We start from the raw sequence: 18,375 nt of genomic DNA, 5'->3' as shown, positions 1-18,375 counted from the left end.
AGGGAACATGGATCAGTTGGCACTCAAGGCAATCGAGCGCATCGCCGCCGAACGGCGCACGCCGTATCAGCACATCACGGTCGAGCGGATCACGCCGATCATAGGCGCCGAGATCGGCGGCGTCGATCTTTCGCAGCCGCTGAGCGACGAGCAGCTCACGGAAATCCGCCGGGCCTTTCTGGAGAACCACGTGGTGGTGTTCCGCGATCAGCACCTGACGGTGGACGAACACAAGGCGTTTGGCCGGCTGTTCGGTGAGCTGCGGGCCCTGCCGGTGGAAGACATCGACGGCGATGACCCGGAGCTGGTGGTGATCCGCGCCAATGCGCAATCGCGCTACGTGGCCGGCGAAACCTGGCACACCGACGGCACCGCCGATCTGGCGCCGTCCATGGGCTCGATGCTGTACGTCAAGGAAACCCCGGCCATCGGCACCGGCGGCGACACGCTGTTCGCCAACATGCACCTGGCGCTGGAAATGCTGTCGCCGACGATGCAGCAGTTTCTCGGCGGATTGACCGCGATCCATGACGGTGCGATTCCGTGGAAGGGCTATGAGGCGCCGGCCAATCTGCCGAAAACCGAACACCCGGTGGTGGTTCGCCACCCGGAAACCGGGCGCAAGTCGCTGTTCGTCAATTCCGGGTTCACCTCGCACATCGTCCAGTTGTCTGACGGTGAAAGTCAGGTACTGTTGAACATGCTGTTTGACCTGGTCGCCCGCGAACCGGTCGTCAGCTGTCGCGTGCGCTGGGCGCCGAACAGCCTGGTGTTCTGGGACAACCGCTGCACACAGCACCACGCGGTCTGGGATTATTTTCCGCACTCGCGGTATGGCGAGCGGGTGACGATTCTGGGGACCCAGCCCAAGGCTTGAGTCTGAAAAACCGGTGGGAGCGGGCGCCGTTCCCACCGCTCATTCACAGACCTTGTTTGAGCAGTTGCTCGACGATCAATTCGCCGAACGCCAGATTCCCGTGCAACGGGTCATCCACCTCGCAGTACGCCGGAAGCTGAAAGCCCAGCTCATCATTCGCCGCCGCGCGCACGTCAATCAGCTCGATGCCGAGTCCTTGCAGGCGCTCGATCAGCAGCGCCTGCGCGGCCATGAACACGCGTGGGTCGGACAGCTCCGGCACCCGCTGCGGCGGCAGCACGGCGAACACCTTGAGGTTCAGCGCCCGGGCCTGTTCATAGAACGCCAGCGCAGGCCGGGACAAGGTGTCGATGATGGACTCGAACAGCGGCCCGGTGAGAAAACCTTCGTCAAATTCGCCGTCCGGCGTCTGGTAGCAGGTCCAGTTCGGCGCGGTGGCGAGATAGTGCAGGCTCAAGCCGATGGTACTCACCAGCGGCACCCCGACCTTCGCCAGTTGCGGTACTTCGAATGGCTCAAGGGCCTGGCGATACAGGCGCTCCATCTCGACGTCCCGAAACACCACGTCATGACGGGTCAGGCTGAAAAAATCCACCGCGAAATCCCGGCCGGTGCCCAGCGGGCCGCCACTGAAAGGCAGCTCGCGGGCCTGCGCCGCCTTGCCGATGACCCCGGCATGGGAATCGCCCAGCAGCAGAAACCTAGGCGTAGTAATCGAGCACGGCGTCTTCACAGACAAGCTCCTCACTGGACACGCAGGTGGAGGCAACGCTGGTCGGCGCCTGCAGCGGTTGAACCGCATCGAGCCCGGCGAAAAACTGCCGCATGACAAATGCCACGCCTTCAGGCGTGACCTCCCGCTGGTTGGGTTGGTAAAACGCGCCCTTGAAAGGTGTGCCGGTGATGATTTCGTAGGAGGGGAAATAGTCGACGTCGTGCAGGTCTTCGCACAGCTGCCCGGCAACGGCGCGCAGGACTGATTTGGAATAGGTGGTGGCGCTCAACACATGCTCGCCCGTGGCGGTTGCCGTCAGGGGCACCGGTGACACGGTGAGCAGCAGACGCAGTTGCGGGTTGATCGAACGCATCAACTCAAGTGCCCTGACCATGTCGCCATAGGTGTCCATGAAGCCGAAGTTGCAGAAGCAGTGCAGCTGTGGATCGAAGGTGCCGCGCACGGTGCCGGGGCACACGGGATACACCAGACCGGTCTGGCGGTTCTGCCAGGCTTCGGTCAGGCCCAGGGTGAACACGAACACTTTGGCGCGGCGCAGGGCGGTGCGGATGGCATTGAGGGTGGCTTCGCGCGAGGCGAACAGTGCGTCCTCGCTGGCAAAGCCGTCGGGTTCCACGGCGGGCCGGAACGGGTCGAAGAAACGCCCGTCATGGGCCCAGGTTTCGTCGGGTGGCAGGCTCACGCCGAGCGCCCATTCCAGCCATTGGCACAGCATCGCCGGAGTGTACAGATTGCCGGTGCGAAACGAGAAAACCCCATAGTTATGGGCCTTCCAGTCGGTTTCGGGCAGCCCGGGCGGGGCCGGTTCGGCATCCAGCCAGTTCATGCCGCGTTCGCCCAGCGCCCGGCCGATGTGCTGGGCGAAACACGAGCCGGCGGTGACGATGGTGTCCTTGTTGCCGATCTCGAATTGTGGCGTCCACAGTCGATCGATGTTCAGCGCGGGCTTGTCAGCCACGGCGGTGCGCCAGAAAGCGCGGGGTGGCAGGCACTGATAAGGGTTCACGAGGAGGGCCTCCTTGGCGGTCGCTGATAAAACCGGTCAGCTGATTTGATAGCGGTAGATCAGGTCGTCAAACCACCGATCTCCAATCTGATAGGCCTGCGGCACGCGGCGCTCGAATACAAAACCGCATTTCTCCAAAACCTTGCAAGACGCGATATTACCGTCGGTCACGGTCGACTCCAACGAGTCCAGGCCGATGGCCGTGGCATAGTCGATGATCGCCTGCCGCGACTCGGTGCCAAAGCCTTTGCCCTGATGCTCGGGCAACAGCAGGCAACCCACCTCGGCATGCCCCGGCGACAGGATGCGGAATCCGGTCACACCCAGTTCCTGCCCGCTGGCCCTGTCGATCACCACCAGACACAACCAGTGATCCGACTGCGGCCCCCAGGCCGGAAGCCGATGCTCGAAGCCTTTGCGCACCTGGTCCTCGGCGATTTCACCGAACACATACTGCATGGTTTGCGGCTCGGAATGCAGCCTGAGGAACAGCGGCCAGTCGGATTCGACCATCGTGCGCAGGTCCAGGCGTTGCGTGGTGAGCTCAAGCATCCGCAGCTCCTTGCAAGGCGGAAAGGGAAGACAGTTTTTTACTGGGTGTGGCGCGAAAGATCAATGATGCAGCGGATTTGCGCTGATGCGCTGATGCGCTGGTGCGCCGTCAGCCTACAGCGCTAGTCTATTCCATGGACTTTTCACAAATCAGAGTGGTGGTTTCCTCGCTGTGGATGATGCGCAGGACCGAAAGCGATCCGAATTTCGCAGTTTCGACGACATCACCCACGACAGCTTGTGCCAGGGCATGCAGGTGCTCGGGTGTTGCCTCCAAGCGTTGCAGCACCTCCAAATTGATTGGAAGCGCAGGTCGTGCCTGGTCATCGAGCAAGCTTAAAGGTGGGAGCAGAGGATATGGCGGTTGCGGCTCAGCCATGTAAAACCCGTCCTGATCGGATTAGGGGGCGCTTGGTGTTGTTCGGGCGGCGCTAGTCTGGATTCAAGTTGTCAGCGTCCGTATTGGCGCCACCGCGGGTTAACGGGCGGTGACTACGGCGCGTGCGAGGATGAGCCTTGGCGTTTGCGAATCATCCTAGCAGGTTGAGGTGCCAAGCGGTCAGCCGTAGAAAGCTCGAAAGTTGCGAAGGAAGGGTATGCAAGGCCTTGATTTGCCTTGATTGTGATAATTCAAGGCAAATGCACCAATCGCGATATAAGTGGAGAGCCCCAAAGCCCCGTATTTCCTAGGCCAAACCGAGCCCTTTGATAAATTAGTGGAACCATTTATGGTTTTTCCGCTGAAGAAACAAAATAAATCGTGATTTTCCACCAATTATTTTCACCAGATTCGTGATTTTCCACTGATTGATTGAAGCGATTTTTGAACCAATATGTACGTAATTCACGCGAAGTTTTCAGCTGGACGAGATGGGGTAGAGCGGGTCACTGCCACGCCTTTCCATCAAGGCATTAGCGGTCGCCTTGGCTCACTTTTGACAGGCTTGTGTGGGCAGAGCTTCTAAAAATCGACTATGGAACCATTTCAACCTACGGTGCCATCGCTAGGGGCATCGGTAAGCCAGGTGCAAGCCAAGCAGTGGGCAATGCAAATAGACACAATCGCTTATCTATTGTCGTGCCCTGTCACCGTGTCATAGCGACAAATGGTGCACTCGCCGGATATGGCGGAGGACAGCCCAGGAAAGAATTTTTACTGCGTTTGGAGAAGACCGCTTTGCAAATGACTCAACAGAACGAATTCCTGTTGAATTAGTTGCTAAGCAGTGTTGCCGCTGACCGAAAACTGACCCAGTAGAGGCTGTTCTGCCGACTGAAAACTGACCCAGGTGTTCAACTACTTCTGCTCACTTTTTGAGCAGGAGAACACAGGGGGATCAGCATGGAAATGTTGGGGAAAATCCGGCGGATGTACTTCCGCGACAAGCTCTCGCTCCATCAGATAGCCAAGCGTACCGGGCTTTCTACAAACACCATCCGAAAACGGGTCAGAGCGCCCCAAGCCACTCAGCCAGCGTACCAACGGTGCGCAACCTTTCAAGAACGTCGTGATACTCAAATATCTGGAATCCATTCCGTAGGCCTCCGAGCTGATGAGGCCTATTGCCTTTTCCAACGGCAGCGATCCAGCTGATCCTCTGAGTAAGGGGCATCCGCTGTGGTGCAGCTGGTGATTGCTGTTGGATGTGATCAAGCCCTACCTGCGCGATATGCGTGATTTGTTTACACATTCACGGCGCTGCCCAGGTCTAGTAGAGCCACTGGCTGAGCTCGTCCAGGTTAGCCACGATGAGCTGCTGGGCGCTTGGTTTCATATGCATTTTGGCGGTATCGATCTGGTAGCGATTCAAGACGTACTGAACCAACGCGCCGCGGGTTTCTATCATCAACTGTCCGTTCTCCATTCCGTAATCGGCTTCGAGAATGGCCCGCTGCCCAGCCTTCAATCTCGAATCCGCTTCCAGGATCACTGTCGCCGGCGTCGTCCACCCAGGGTCGAGCTGACGTGAATGCTCTGTGAAATCATTCATCAGCTCCGGAGTACCCCGAAACCGGCTCAATACAAAATCACGGTACTCACCATTTTTCTCGCAGTATGCACGCACGTGCCAGCGCATGCCGGTATGGATAAGCGTATGCGGCGCAATGAGTCGGGTTTCCCCATCTGGCGTTTTGAAAGAAGCGTACTCACACTCAAGTCGTTGACCTTCTCGACAAGCCTTCAATAACGGCCTAAGCACTTCGGGGCGGATAGAGCGATCCTGCACGTCAAGGATGTCAATGTGCGCATACGCCAACGTCAGTCCTTCAATGTGCGGAGCCCGCTCGTGATTCTGGTTCAGCAGGTGCAGATATGCACTTGCACTTTCCTTCATGAACAGTGGTTTGAAATGCTTGGTGGGTACGTAACCTTTTAGGTGCTTGTCATACGATAGATTTCGGGGCGCATGCTCATCGATGTAGGTGTTGATGTCCTTCGACGCCTGCTGACGACTGATGCCAAAGCTCTGCATCAAGTGCCCCGTGGTCAGGCGACCTTCCCACCAGGCAACGGTCTCTATCAGTTTGTAACGCAATGCCAAATCCCAGCGTACAGCCTCAATCGCTTTCGCCCGTTTCATACCGTCACCATGTGCTCGAAAAGTTTACCTGTATGCGTAAACACCGTAGATGTGTCAGGTATATCTACATATCGTTGAGTGAGAGCGCAAGCACCGTCGAAGGAGTAGATGGACGCTGCGAAGGGATGCCGAGAAACCGTCGGCGGTATTGATACGAGGTTAGCCAGAGAGGCAGCTGATGTCGCAACTCATCAAAATTGTACTGATCGATTCACTATGTGCGGGCGCCAAAGCAGAGCTTGTCATGGAAGGTAACACCAGCGTCACGGGTGAAAACGGAATCGGAAAGTCGTCCTTCATAAAGCTCATCCCTGTGTTTTATGGCGCGTCTCCAGGGCGCTTGGTGAAGGCTGGAACCAACCGTGAGAGCTTTGCCAACTGGTATCTCCCACGTTCCTCGAGCTTCATCGTATTTGAATACGTGAACTTTGCTGGCGATGCTCGCTGCGCGATCATGCATCGTAGCGGGGAAGGGTATGCATATCGACTGGTATCAAGCGCTTGGAGCCCGGAACTTCTCTACCGCGACTATGATGCAGGCCTGTTGGTACTTCCAGGCGAACTACATGGCCACCTGACCCACCTTGGGATCGCCTGTTCCCCTGAGCTGCAACCGTACCACTACCGGCAGATCATTCAATTCAATAGCGGCACAGCCCATCTGGAGAAAATCACCGACGCTACCAAGCGCAAGCTGATCGTGAGTCTGCGGATGGGCTTCTCACTCGCACCAAAGCGCAAGGACTTCAACGGCATCGATTTTGTGACTCTGGCGCTTATCGAGAGCGGCGGCACCTTCGACACGATGAAGGCAACCATGGCCGAAATCCTTCAGCAGGACAACGCAGATCCAAGCCGCACTCTAATGATGCTCAACGCGCAGCCGTTCAGGAATGTCATTGATAACCGCGCGGGCTATCTCCTGATGGAGTCGCTGAAACCCGTGATATTTGAAATGAATCGCCACTGCCACGAGTTTCGCGCAGTCCTGCGGCAGTTGGGCGTGCACAAGCGCCGAGCACTCATGGTCGAAGAGAAACTCAAGGAACGACAAAACGGTCGAGTGGAAGCGCTGGCCCAGCTCAGTTCAGAAGATGAGCAGCTACAAAACCGTAACCGAGATCATATGAGTGGACTCAGCGGTCTAAAGGGCGAAGCTCAGACCCTGGTGACAGAGGCGGAGTCCTGGCAGCATCGGCTCAACGAAAAGCGGGATCGCTACCTGCAAAATGGTACACAGGCGCTCTCGGAGGAATTCGACCAGCTTGGGGAGATACGAGACCAGTTACACCTCAAGCAAGAACATCAGGTCAAATTGAACCGCCAAGGGGCTGACATCCGAAGCGTGTTTCTGGAACTCGAAGCGGCTGCGAAGCAGGCTGCTGCTGATGGAAAGAGTGCTGCGTTCTCCAAGTACCATGCGTCCTCACACGCGATCCAACAACGGCATCAGGAGTTGTCCGCTACTCAAGATAAATTGCTTGATGAGAGACGGGTCGCTCATGAGGACGAGCTCGCCGTGCACCAGCAAGAACAGCTCCAGGCAACTGGTACTCAGGCTCGCGAGCTTGCACGTGCTGAACAACTCAAGTCCCTCAGCGCGCTTCCTGATGCCCAGATCGCGCTGGATGCGTCCCAAAAGGGTATCAATGAGCAGATGCTGCTCATTGCCGAGTTTCAAAACGCGCTGAGTGTTGTGTCAGCCGAGGTAGAGAGCCTATCGCTGGAACGACAGACCCGCGCTGCGGAGTATAGCGGCTTGCAAGCCAGGCGAGACGCGCTGGTCGAGTCCAGAAATACCATCAAGCTGCAGATCAACGCCGGTGCCGAAACATTGCTTGGTTTCCTGCGACGGCATCACCCTACCTGGACAGATAATATCGCTCGACTTGTCCCGACAGAGACGTTGATGCGTACGGATTTGAATCCCGCGCTGCTAGATGCAGTTCAAGAGAGTCTCTACGGTGTTGAGATCAATCTCGACGTGCTCCCCCAGGCCACTGTTGCCAGTGTTCACGCTCTCGAAGCTGAGGTCGTTTTATTGACCACCCAGATTGGAGCGCTCGGCACTGATATGGAGGTGATAGAGCGACAGCAGCGAGGAGTAGAAGATCGCCTGCGCCAGACAGGTATCCGGGCGTCGGCAGCTCAAAAAGAACTGACCAATGCGAGTCTGGATCTGGAGACGCTAAAAGGGGATCACGCCGGTTTGGTTGATCGGGCTCGCGACGAGGTCGTGCAGGAACTCGAGATACAGGCGGCCCGCGTCTTGGAAGCAGCACATCGGCTTGAATTGATCGCCAGCCACTTAGACAGTTTGAAAAAACGGCACAGGCAGGAAATTAGTGACCTGCAAGGTGAAGCAGACAAGTCTCGACTGCAGTTGACTCAGGATCAGTCTCGGGCCGAGCTGGAACTGCAGACCGCAGAAGAACGGGTCGACGCCACCCTCGCGGCGGAACTGGAACGAGCTCTGGCAGATCTTGAAGCCCAGCTCAAATCAGCTGGAGTTGATGACACGGCGAGCAAGCGGCTTGGCTCCGAGATTGCTGAGCTGGAGAAAACGATCAAACGTTTAAGGGATCATGAATCGGAGATCGATGGCTATCGACTTTGGGTTAGAGAATCAGTACCAGCAGTTCCTGAACGTAAGGCGGCCTTGGCTCGCGCAATCGCAGAGTTTGAGCGGATCAGTCGCGCCATTGAACAATGGCAACTTGAGCTACGGGCTGCGCAAAAAACGATTTCCGAGCGTCGCAAGGCATTGGTCACCGAAGGACACGCCGATGACCAGGAGCTAGGTGCAGTATCACGGGTACTGCGCGATCTTGAACAGATTGACGCAGCCGCTGAGGCCCACTTGGGTTCTACGCTGAAGGCTGCAGACATCGAGGATGAGGTCGGCAAGCTCAAACGTCGCAAATCAGAACACCACCGCAAAGGCGCCGAGCTTTATCGCGACGTTCACCATCGTTTCGTCAGAGAACGGCTGGTGCATACGCCGCAGGGCGCGGCCATCGAACAGATCATCAATCACGCCTCAAACAGTGCAGATGTGCTTGAGCTGGCGTGGTTGGAAGCCGCTGCGAACCTCCAGGAATACATTGAGATATCTCACCCTGACCAGAAAACCAAGCTGATTATTCAGGCTAAAAACCTCTCAGACGAGCTCTGCGATAACCGCTCGAAGCTGCAGTACCTGCACCGAAGCATTTTGAAGTTAGGAAAGGACGCGACAGAGAAGGCGAGCGAGGTACTCGGCTCTTTCGCCCAGATCCGCCAGTTTGAGTTCAAAGTTTCATCACGCATCCATGAGATGTCGTTTTGGGACGACATGACGAACTACGAGCAGCAGTACAAGCGGTGGAGTGGGATGGGAGTTGATTATCTACCAACTGATGGCTTCATGGACGCCTTGCGCACCGTGGAACGCCAGATTGAAGGCGGTGCGTTCACGTCTCAGCTTTCCGATTGTTTCGATGTCTCCGTCACCTGCAACGACCAAGGCAGGGTGAAAGTCGCGACAAATAACGCGGAGCTGATCCACCTCAGCAGCACAGGGCTGACGAAGATCATCGTGGCCATGATCTACGTATCGCTGTTCGAGCTTTTGCGAAATGAGGCGGATTTTCAGATGTCGATCCCCATCGACGAAGCATTGGAGCTGTCACCAGAAAACTACGTTGCGCTGGTCAACTACTTCAATGATCGCGGGCTTTCCATGTTGGCATGCTTTCCTGGAGGCGCGCCGGAGCTGCTCCGGCAGTTTAATAATCGGTACAGCCTGGAGCGCCGGTCTGACACCGATTCGATTGTGGTCAAGGAGTACGGCATGGAGGAAAAGGACGAGCTTGATGACCTTAACGATGCACTGGGAAGCGATGATCGGAAGGATGCACAATGAGCCCACTGAGAGACGTACTGAGTAAGCTTCTTGCCGGGGGCTTCATTTGCCAATATGCCTATCCAGAGCTTCACCGCCAGCTACGAGAGGCTGATTTTGCGGCCAGCGTCGAGAGTGCGCTCGCGCCCCTGGGGCGAAAATTGGCAACACTCGGTGAGCCCGAGGCTCCCGATACGTTCTTTGCACGGTTTATTGACCTTTCTGAACCTGTAGATCGAGAAGCGGCAACGGCGCAACTGATCGAGCTACGCGACCAGATTCGGCCTTGCCTTGAATTCATCCGGCTAATCAATCGTGCGGGACGCAGTGAGACATGCCTGGCCCCGGGCGACGTCATTTCATTCGCCGACATGCTGGACTCAATCGAGAATCATCCCACCTACCGTACGCAGCTCTGGGATCTCAGCGGGTACGACTTTTTCAACAAATCCAAAAGCGGTAAGGACAACAACGACAGGCTCAAACTTGTCCTTCGCGCATTGGCTGACGCCGGGTACATCGTCAAGCGCAACAGCGAGTCGGCAAACTACATCGCCACAGGCAAGATGGGCTACGTTCATACGATCTTGGCGTGGATAGCCGAATACAACTCGCTCAGCCTCGACATCGGTGCCAGCGACCAATCGCATACTGAACATCAGGGAGGGCTCAATTTGTGAAGGAGCCAGACTGGATCGAGCTGGGTGATGCACTCACACGAAATGCACCTTTTCTCGAAGCATTAGCGATGGCAGACGAGGACGGAGTGGCGCTGCCTGAGCGACGGACAAAGGGGATTTCCTATCTGATGTCCAAAGGGCTCATCGAAGAAGATGATGAGCTCTACTACCTCAGTGGCTTGCTGCTGGACGTCGGCGCGCAAATTTCGCTTCAGGGCTTTGGTCGTGCTGCTCCTGACCTGAAAGAATCCCTCATAGCCATTGAGCAGCACTGCGAGGCATACCGTGACGCCAAAGCGGCCAACTCCTCCAATGAGGCCGAACAGCACCTGAAACGATTGACGTACAGCTGCCGTCAAGTCACGAACCACTTACGTAACGAGCAAGCGCAAACCCGAGCGTTCATCGAAGGGGGGTATGGGTTTTCTCCACGGCTGCGAGATCGGCTGCGAGATATCAATAATGCGATCAACAGGCTCAAACGGCTCCACGAAAACCTGGGTTTGTTCACTCATGTAGGCCTTTCAAGTATGGCCGGCAGTGATCGTTCACTACGGCGTGTCCTCCTGGATAACCTTCTCGGTGCTGTTTCACGAAACCGCCTCGCTCTGGACGAGATGATCGGACGCTTAGATCGGTTGAGTTTGGCGGTGCGTAAGCGCAATCACATGCGCCAGATAGCCCATGCCGTTGACCTGTTCCTTCAGGCGGGCAACCCGATTGATCTGGAACCGCTGTTTGACGGCAGAGACGCGGCTGTCTGGGTTCCGGCCGTGGAAATGACCTTGGCGGGTAGCGCGTACTGTGACGTCGAGGCAGGGGAGAGCCTGGAGCAGTTAGAACTGTTGATAGCCTCACTCCCTCCTCCGAAAGAGCGACGAATCGAACAGCCCGCGAAAGCTCGTGAGTCGAAGGCCGTGATTCCAGCCGAAGAGGCCCCCAAGGCTCTTGAGAAACCCTTCGCGCGTGATCATCTCATGCGCATGCTTGAGGCCCTGAACAAGACCAATCAAGCGCAGTCTGCAGTTGCCTATTGGAGTGCCCATGGCGACAGTGACATCTCGATGAGCATCTGGCTTTACGCGCTGGATGGATACGTTCGTCTGCAGTCGGCGGTAGCCAAGGTGCGACACAAACCGCTCAACTACCGGCTCAACCCGACTTATGCCCCATACCCGCGCATATCTGCCAACCGGCGTGTCATTGACCTGATTTTGGAAAGAGCTGAGCGGCGATGAGAATTTTTGACAACATCAGGGCCATCAAACCCGTGGTGATTGCAATCAGGCAGGACGCGTGCAAGGTGAAAATCAACGCTACCTGGTTGTCCCTGCACACAACCTACTGCATTGGCAAAAGGCTTGGGGCTACCTACCTGACGCTGACAAACGCTGAATTGCACACCGTGCGCATGATGCTAGAGAGGGAAACAGGCATAGACGCTCTGGTTGTTAGCATGAAAGAGCTAGAGGGTGACCGCTTGGCTCTGGCCAAAAAGTCACGTAATGAGAAGTTGGCTCAATTGAGGCCCGGGGATTTCGTTGTCATGGCCGCGTCGCTGTCCGGACAAATCCAGTTGGCAACTGGCGTGTACAGCCACCCGGCCGGAGGCACTCTGAACGTACCTGCAGAGGAGCTTCACGGCCTCGATACGGTGATTTTGGTAGAGAACCAAGCTGTGATGTTCGCGGTCAACGAGTACCACTGGCCAAGCAATGTCATGCACCTACCCATGCTCTTTCGTGGGAGTCCTCAAATCACACCGGCCGCAGTGACGAGAGCTCTTGCCGGCGTAAAAAACGTCATCTGTTTTCCCGATTTCGACCCTCAAGGTTGGATGAATACGCTGACTGCAAAAGCACAGGGTATTGTCGTGCCGTCGGCGAACACGATTGCCGAAATCGTCGCCTCCAATTGGGACAAGCCACAGGATTATGAAAACCAGGATGTTGCGCGTGAGTGGCTACAACGCGCGACCATACCTATGGTGCAAGACATGCTGTTGAAGAAACTGGCATTGTCGCAGGAGTCCATGGCAGGTATGGAGTTGGAATATCTACCACTTAACCCAACGGGTGCTAGCGACGACGTTAATTGTAATTAGTGCTCAGTCCTGGAGGGTGCCAGGGCGTGGAGCCCTGGCACCGTAGTCACACGTTCATACTTCCCGGGACGAAATGCTAGACGATGACAGAAGGGGCCCCTCTAGTCCGGCTCAAATCCCCTCAGTGGTAGGTATCTATCTGACATACCTTGCTGATAGCATCACCCGAGGCAGGAGCCGTATGCGGTAGTTCCGCGCGTACGGATCTGTGCGGGGGGCGGCAGGTAACTGCCGTCCCTACCGCGACCTCTTTGCCTATGCTACGACTCCAACACTTGAGATAATTGGATAAAGTGGCGCGCATCGACAAGACTCGCTACACGATAGAAACAGGGGGGCACCCGTCTGTATGTATCGCCGACTTATAAACCATATTCACGGTGAAACATGATCACGCGCGGACATTTAATTGGCGAGATAGTTGACGGGCTCGCAACTATTTCACAGCAGGTATCTACTCGGTGCCAGCTTGGACTTACCGATCTCAATCGCTATCTTGAGGATTTTTTTAAGGACTTCTTAAATGAGACTCTCTCATTGCTCTTGTGTAACCTTAATGACGATAGAAGCAATGAGCCAGGTCTAGACCTTGGCGATGAGGTCGCCTCAATTGCCTTTCAAGTTACATCAACAAAAACCTCTCAAAAGATCAATAAGACTCTCAAGGTGCTTTTTGAGAAAAAAACTGGTTTCACCGAAGTCATCGTACTGATAATCGGAAAGAAACAATCGACATACACTATTAATTCGGCGCATGCAAAAGCATTAAGTTTCACCGAGAAGAATATCTGGGATATAGACGACCTATGTAGGAAGACTATATCCCTTCCACTTGATCGTTTGCAGGCTCTCTATGACCTTGTCCGTCGCAACTTGACAAGGATTCGGATTGAGCTGGAGATCCCCGATGAAGATGGTAATTTTGCAACATCAATAGATTCGTATATTGAGAGAATCCCTAAGCCGCAGTTTTCGGATTTCAAGAAATACTATGCCTATCAACAGGGGGTTGAAGAGAATTTTGAGCACTCGCTGAGCGAAGTCAGGGAACACTTTAAAAGCTTCGCCCATAAGCTGGCCGAACTGCCGAGAATCACTGGAGAGTTCTATGCTTTTCTTCTGGAGCGCAGAGAAATGGACGACAAAAAGACCCCAAGCGGAAGCTTCTATCGTGCGTGCTTATGGTTAAACTACAACAAGCTTGTAAGAACCTGCAAATTCCCCGGCCTGAGGGAAGAGCTTATATTGCTTGACGAGCACGGCTTCGCAGATATTGAGGAGCAAGAGAGCAACCAAAGCCCATTCGTTAGAATTTTCGCTCCGATAAAAATTGACGGTTTTATATATGAGCTCGTCGATTACATTGAGGCCAAAGGCATAGGATACAAAAAGCCAATTGTCTCACTGGATTTCAGCGGATTTTGATAAGTTAATGCAAGTTACGTTTTACCGTCTCGTGCCTCACATTGCCGCAAGAGTATGCGTGTATCAGCTTCCGGCAGGATCCGTGGATCATAGTCAGCTTTCAGTCAGAAGAGAGCTCTCCTTCAACTTTGAAAATTCCTGCGTATTCTCTTGGAATACTGACGGGATATTAAATAAATGGAGCCCTGTATAAATATGAGCAATAATCGTGAGCCGTGGTTTTCCTTGCGAGATCTTCGCTATTATCGGCAGGGTGAGCATGCTATCGATAATGTTCATCTTCTTTTTCCATTGGGAACAGGCGAGTTTGATTACGCGCTGCCAACAGATAGTTCAAATACGGTGCTTAGGCTGGTTCATTATCTTTTCTCATCTCTTGATGAAAATGAAGAATTTGATAACGATAATTTTCAGGCGCTACTTCAAAATCTTAATGATCCTGACGGCTTGACTATGCAGGCGCTGGTTAAGGATGAATTTTTGGCGACAGATTTTTTGGTGTTTAGCTCCTTCAAGGCGCACAAGTCAATTGATGAGAGCATTGGGGGGCTTCCTGAGATTAACCTAGGGCTCCGCGCTTCTATGCTAATTCTCCAAAGGGTATTAAGTAGCTTTCAATCAATCTCAATTCTTATAAAGAACAGTATGTACTTTGATGTTAATTGCTTGCTTCGTTCGGTTCTTGAGCAGATAGGGCATGCCTATCAAATTAGGGGCGCAAAAGATAAAATAGAACTTGATAGATTTGAGCCGACCAAATCCATCACGCCGCTGAAGGAGATTATTCCCGATGCTGGCAGCCTCAATGGCATGCTAAGTGACTATATACACAATAATAAGAAGATATGGGGGGTGTATGTGGAGAGCGAACCTGCGCAAGAGAAGTCAGGCAACAAGACCTACGTAGTTGCCCGCTCGGGCAAAAGAACGAAGGACTGTATTCTAGTATTTACTCGCATCATAGAGGCTTATTTTTCGGTTTTGGCGGATATTTATCTTAATCACTGCCAGCAGATCGAAAGTGACTTTAGGGATGTGGCTGCAGACTGTTTTGATCATATCGCTAAGTTGAAGCGAGATATGGCGGGGCGGTATTATTCAGAACCTGAAGCTTCTGCGTGAAGCAATAAAGTTCTGAGGGGTGAGGGGTGACGGGTGACGGGTGACGGGTGAGGGTTTGTACGTTCCAGGCCGAAGAAATTTTCCACTTATTTCGTTAAAAAATCCGGCCGAATCGGGCGCCTGGTGTGCTTAAGGCCCCGGAATACAAGGAGTTGAGGGTTTTGGAGGGGGACAATCCACTCAAAACGCGATTGGTGCAGCAAATCCCGGTTTTCAGGTACAGGTGACAATTAAGGCCAGAGCCCAATCACATACATGATTTAACATAATATACATTACACGTAACAAGATATTGCGAGGTTAGCGTGGTTGCCCGAGAGATTTGAATTTGCGTTGTCGCTTCAAAACCAGCTTTTCCCACAAGCTGCGTTCTTCGCTAGGCTCTCATTCTTCGCCACGCGTCAGCTTTTGTATCAGCGCTCCATGCGGCGGAACCCGCGCGGTCAGTTCTGTGCGATCTCCGATTTCCATATCCGCGAATTCAACCCCGGTGATACAGCTACGTTGATCAAGCCAAAACCATTCGAGCCTTCCAGCAATCGTGATGCTTTCCAGATCCTGCCCGGTACGTGCATCTGAAATTGCTGGCCAGCTAAAACATCGCTGCCCATCACCAGCGTTTGCAGTGAGCGGTTGTACTCGATGGCGTCGCCCCGGTGGAAGTAATGCAAGATGTCGGACTGGTTGAAATGGAACTGGCCCACCGGCGAATCCTCAGTGAGCAAAAAGTAAATCGAGGTCAACAGATAGCACGGGCAGCCTGGCATTTGGAGCCAGTCTCGGTCGTCAGCCTGAAAGGCTCTGCGGTAATAACCGCCTTCAACATAAGGCTCAAGATTCAGCGCAGCAATCACATCATTTGCGTTCGGCTGACGTTGAATCATGGCCTTCTCCGGATATCTGACTAAATTCTCTGTTAGCTCAACTAAACGGTCATTTAGTGTAGTTAACGTATTATCGACGAAGATCGATGCAATTACCCTGCTCCATCAGAAATCTACGGTCGCCGACAGCAGATACGTTCTCGGCGTGGAGAGCGTCAATCCCGGCTCGCTGTCATCCGAAGCGCCCGCCGAACTCCAGTAGCGTTTATCCAGCACGTTTTCGACATTGGCACGCAACGTAATCGTCTTCTCGTCCAGCTTGAAAGCGTAGCGCGTGCCTATATCGAACCGCTCCCAAGAGTCGATTTCCTTGTCGTTCGACTGGTCCAGATACTGCGAACTCGAGTAAATGCCGCGACTGGTCAGTGTCAGCCCCTGCACGTTTGGCACGTCCCACTCCGCACCAAGGTTGACGTTGTATTTCGGTGTCGCCGGTGCGCGGTTGCCGTCGAATGTGCCGTTGGTGGTATGGGTCAATTCGCTATCGATGTACATCACTCCGCCGAGCAACCTGAAGCCTTTGAGCGGTTCGCCGAACACGCTGAGTTCTACGCCGTTGTTCTCACGCTTGCCGTTCGGGCCGAAGATTCGCGTGGCGGCGTTGGTTTCGTACGCAGGTTGTTTGATGCGGAACACCGCTGCCGTCAGCGCATAGGCGCCGGCGTCGTACTTGGCGCCGACTTCGACCTGACGGCTGATGAATGGTGGGAAGATTTCATCTTCGTTGATCGATGTCGATGGCGCGATCTTGCCTTGGCTGAGACCTTCCATGTAGTTGGCGTACAGCGAGAGTTTGTCTGTCGCCTTGAACAGGATCCCACCCGATGGCGAGACCTTTTCTTCATCGTAGGCTGTGTCGCCCTTGATGCCGTCGCTCCAGTCATCGACTTTGACCCGCTGCCAACGCGCACCCAGGGTCAGCATCAGGCGATCATCGAAGAAACCGAGGGTGTCGGACAACGCCACGCCGCTGAAGCGGTTCTCGGTGTAGACCTTGGCGTCATTGCGGGTCGGCGTGCCGGGTCTGGCGATTTCCACCGGATCGTAGAGGTTGCTGCGCCCGGCTGTATAACGGGCACCGCCGTTTTCGAAGTCCATATAAAAGTAGTTGGCCGCCAGATTCACTTCATGGCTGACCGGCCCGGTCTGGAACCAGTTACGAACGCCAGCGGTAGCCGTGCGGACATTTTCGTCGCGAGTGAAGTCTCGCGGCTGGACGCTGAAATCACCGGCGTCGTTAGTCACCGAAACCGCATGGCGCAAGAAGTCGTGATTGCTTTTGCGCGCGCCGACGCCGCCATACAGCATGACCGAATCACTGACGTCGAACTCCCCATTCACCGTACCGAAAGTGTCTTTGGTGCGCGCCTGGCTCCAGGGTTGCGCATAGTTGTCGCGCACATCCTTGGCGTTCGGCACCTTGGCATTGGCGGCGACTTGCACGCGTTCCTGCGGTGCGTCGGTGTCGCGTTCGGTGTGGCCGATATCGGTAGAAAGCCGCAAGCGTTCGCCACGGAAATCCAGTCCAATGACCGCCATGTCGCGATCGACACTCTGATGATCCCATTCCGTATCACCGGACTGTTTAACGCCGTTGAAGCGCAGCCCGAACTGATTGTCTTCGCCAAAGCGCCGCCCGACATCCACCGCGCCACCGACCTGATTGTTCGAGGCGTAATTGGCCGTCAGCGAGGTGATCGGCTTGTCGGTGGCGCGTTTCGGCACGACGTTGATCCCCCCTCCTACACTGCCCCGTGGCGAAATCCCGTTGATCAATTGGCTCGGGCCCTTGAGGATGTCGACGCGATCGGCCATTTCCATGTCGATGGTGTAAGTCGGCAACACACCGTAGAGGCCGTTGTAGGAAACGTCGCTGTTGAACAGGCTGAAACCACGGATGGTGAATTGCTCATAGCGGCCACCGGCCGGGTTGGTCGCGCGTACCGAAGGGTCGCTGCTGATGAGGTCGCCGAGCGTGCGCGCCTGCTGGTTCTTCACCGTTTCGCTGGTGTAGGTGGTCATGCTGAACGGGGTTTCCATGAAATCCCTGGAGCCCAGCAGCCCTTGCGAGCCACGCCGGGCAACCTGGCCGCCGGCGAACACATCGGCATTTGCCGAATCGCTCGCGCCAAGAATGGATGTCGGTGCGAGTTGCAAGGTGCTGCCTTGCGCCGCCGGCACCAGCGTATAAGCCTGATCACCGACCGGTTGCAGTTGCAGCCCCGAACCCAGCAACAGCCGACTGAACCCCTCCTCCACACCATATTCACCGGACAACCCATTGCTATTGCGGCCGCTGACCAGCGCCGGATCCACCGACAGATTGACCCCGGCCAGACCGGCGAACCGCGTCAGCGCCACACTCAGACTACCGGCCGGGACCTGATAACTGCGGCGGCTGCCGTCGTCGGCCCAGCTCGATTGGATCAACACGGGGCTGGCACTCAGGCTCAGCAAAAGGCTCAACTGCAACAACGGACGCAAGCGACCTGGGAATACTGCGGGCATTGGAAGAAGCTCTCGA

At 55.0% G+C, this 18,375-nt stretch carries 13 protein-coding genes and 3 pseudogenes; 9 read left to right on the top strand and 7 right to left on the bottom strand.

Translation table 11 applies throughout. The annotated features are described in order from the left end of the window. Positions 1 to 7: 7 nt before the first annotated feature. Positions 8 to 877 (top strand): TauD/TfdA dioxygenase family protein, encoded by an 870-nt coding sequence (locus J2Y90_RS19175; RefSeq protein WP_253501865.1) that lies wholly within the window; start codon positions 8 to 10, stop codon positions 875 to 877. 43 nt (positions 878 to 920) lie between these two features. On the opposite strand, the gene J2Y90_RS19170 is transcribed toward J2Y90_RS19175, so the two are convergent. The 4 genes from J2Y90_RS19170 to J2Y90_RS19155 form a co-directional block, all read right to left on the bottom strand. Continuing rightward, on the bottom strand, positions 921 to 1,610 hold the full coding sequence (locus J2Y90_RS19170) for a hypothetical protein (protein ID WP_253501862.1): 690 nt from the start codon (positions 1,608 to 1,610) through the stop codon (positions 921 to 923). Then, positions 1,579 to 2,619 (bottom strand): GSCFA domain-containing protein, encoded by a 1,041-nt coding sequence (locus J2Y90_RS19165; RefSeq protein ID WP_253501859.1) that lies wholly within the window; start codon positions 2,617 to 2,619, stop codon positions 1,579 to 1,581. Before J2Y90_RS19165 ends, J2Y90_RS19170 begins: the two co-directional genes overlap by 32 nt. Before the next feature lie 36 nt (positions 2,620 to 2,655). Next, positions 2,656 to 3,171: a GNAT family N-acetyltransferase gene (locus J2Y90_RS19160; protein ID WP_253501856.1), complete on the bottom strand. Its 516-nt coding sequence runs from the start codon at positions 3,169 to 3,171 to the stop codon at positions 2,656 to 2,658. A 127-nt stretch (positions 3,172 to 3,298) separates the two neighbouring features. Further along, positions 3,299 to 3,550 (bottom strand): hypothetical protein, encoded by a 252-nt coding sequence (locus J2Y90_RS19155; RefSeq protein WP_253501853.1) that lies wholly within the window; start codon positions 3,548 to 3,550, stop codon positions 3,299 to 3,301. 543 nt (positions 3,551 to 4,093) lie between these two features. On the opposite strand from J2Y90_RS19155, the pseudogene J2Y90_RS19150 reads away from it, so the two are divergent. Next, positions 4,094 to 4,387, top strand: a pseudogene (locus J2Y90_RS19150) (methylated-DNA--[protein]-cysteine S-methyltransferase); the annotation flags it as partial. Between the two features lie 135 nt (positions 4,388 to 4,522). Then, positions 4,523 to 4,675: pseudogene (locus J2Y90_RS26765) on the top strand (IS21 family transposase); the annotation flags it as partial. 205 nt (positions 4,676 to 4,880) lie between these two features. Here the strand turns inward: J2Y90_RS26765 and J2Y90_RS19145 are convergent. Continuing rightward, complete coding sequence (locus J2Y90_RS19145; protein ID WP_012724236.1) at positions 4,881 to 5,753, bottom strand: transcriptional regulator; 873 nt, start codon at positions 5,751 to 5,753, stop codon at positions 4,881 to 4,883. A gap of 178 nt (positions 5,754 to 5,931) precedes the next feature. Between J2Y90_RS19145 and J2Y90_RS19140 the strand changes: the two genes are divergently transcribed. From J2Y90_RS19140 to J2Y90_RS19115, 6 genes are all read left to right on the top strand, one after another. After that, positions 5,932 to 9,657 carry an ATP-binding protein gene (locus J2Y90_RS19140; RefSeq protein WP_253501850.1) on the top strand — a complete coding sequence of 1,242 codons (3,726 nt, stop codon included), beginning with the start codon at positions 5,932 to 5,934 and terminating at the stop codon, positions 9,655 to 9,657. Beyond that, complete coding sequence (locus J2Y90_RS19135) at positions 9,654 to 10,316, top strand: hypothetical protein (RefSeq protein ID WP_133079552.1); 663 nt, start codon at positions 9,654 to 9,656, stop codon at positions 10,314 to 10,316. The genes J2Y90_RS19140 and J2Y90_RS19135 overlap by 4 nt, the downstream gene beginning before the upstream one ends. Then, complete coding sequence (locus tag J2Y90_RS19130) at positions 10,313 to 11,554, top strand: hypothetical protein (protein WP_253501847.1); 1,242 nt, start codon at positions 10,313 to 10,315, stop codon at positions 11,552 to 11,554. The genes J2Y90_RS19135 and J2Y90_RS19130 overlap by 4 nt, the downstream gene beginning before the upstream one ends. Next, positions 11,551 to 12,420, top strand: a complete 870-nt coding sequence (locus J2Y90_RS19125) for a DUF7281 domain-containing protein (RefSeq protein WP_253501843.1) — start codon at positions 11,551 to 11,553, stop codon at positions 12,418 to 12,420. Before J2Y90_RS19130 ends, J2Y90_RS19125 begins: the two co-directional genes overlap by 4 nt. A 387-nt stretch (positions 12,421 to 12,807) precedes the next feature. Next, a complete protein-coding gene (locus J2Y90_RS19120) occupies positions 12,808 to 13,845 on the top strand; it encodes an SMEK domain-containing protein (protein WP_253501839.1) in 1,038 nt (345 codons plus the stop codon). A gap of 195 nt (positions 13,846 to 14,040) precedes the next feature. Beyond that, entirely contained in the window at positions 14,041 to 14,967 is a 927-nt protein-coding gene (locus tag J2Y90_RS19115; RefSeq protein ID WP_253501836.1) for a hypothetical protein, read from the top strand. A 384-nt stretch (positions 14,968 to 15,351) separates the two neighbouring features. On the opposite strand, the pseudogene J2Y90_RS19110 reads toward J2Y90_RS19115, so the two are convergent. Together J2Y90_RS19110 and J2Y90_RS19105 are read right to left on the bottom strand one after the other, a co-directional pair. Beyond that, positions 15,352 to 15,851 (bottom strand): annotated as a pseudogene (locus J2Y90_RS19110) (cupin domain-containing protein). A gap of 105 nt (positions 15,852 to 15,956) precedes the next feature. Further along, entirely contained in the window at positions 15,957 to 18,359 is a 2,403-nt protein-coding gene (locus tag J2Y90_RS19105) for a TonB-dependent receptor (protein WP_253501833.1), read from the bottom strand. Between the last annotated feature and the right edge of the window lie 16 nt (positions 18,360 to 18,375).

Origin of the sequence: Pseudomonas koreensis (genome assembly GCF_024169245.1) — a bacterium.
Taxonomy (GTDB): domain Bacteria; phylum Pseudomonadota; class Gammaproteobacteria; order Pseudomonadales; family Pseudomonadaceae; genus Aquipseudomonas; species Aquipseudomonas koreensis_F.
The sequence above is the reverse complement of the archived record's forward strand: the minus strand, read 5'-3'. Positions and strand labels throughout refer to the sequence as shown.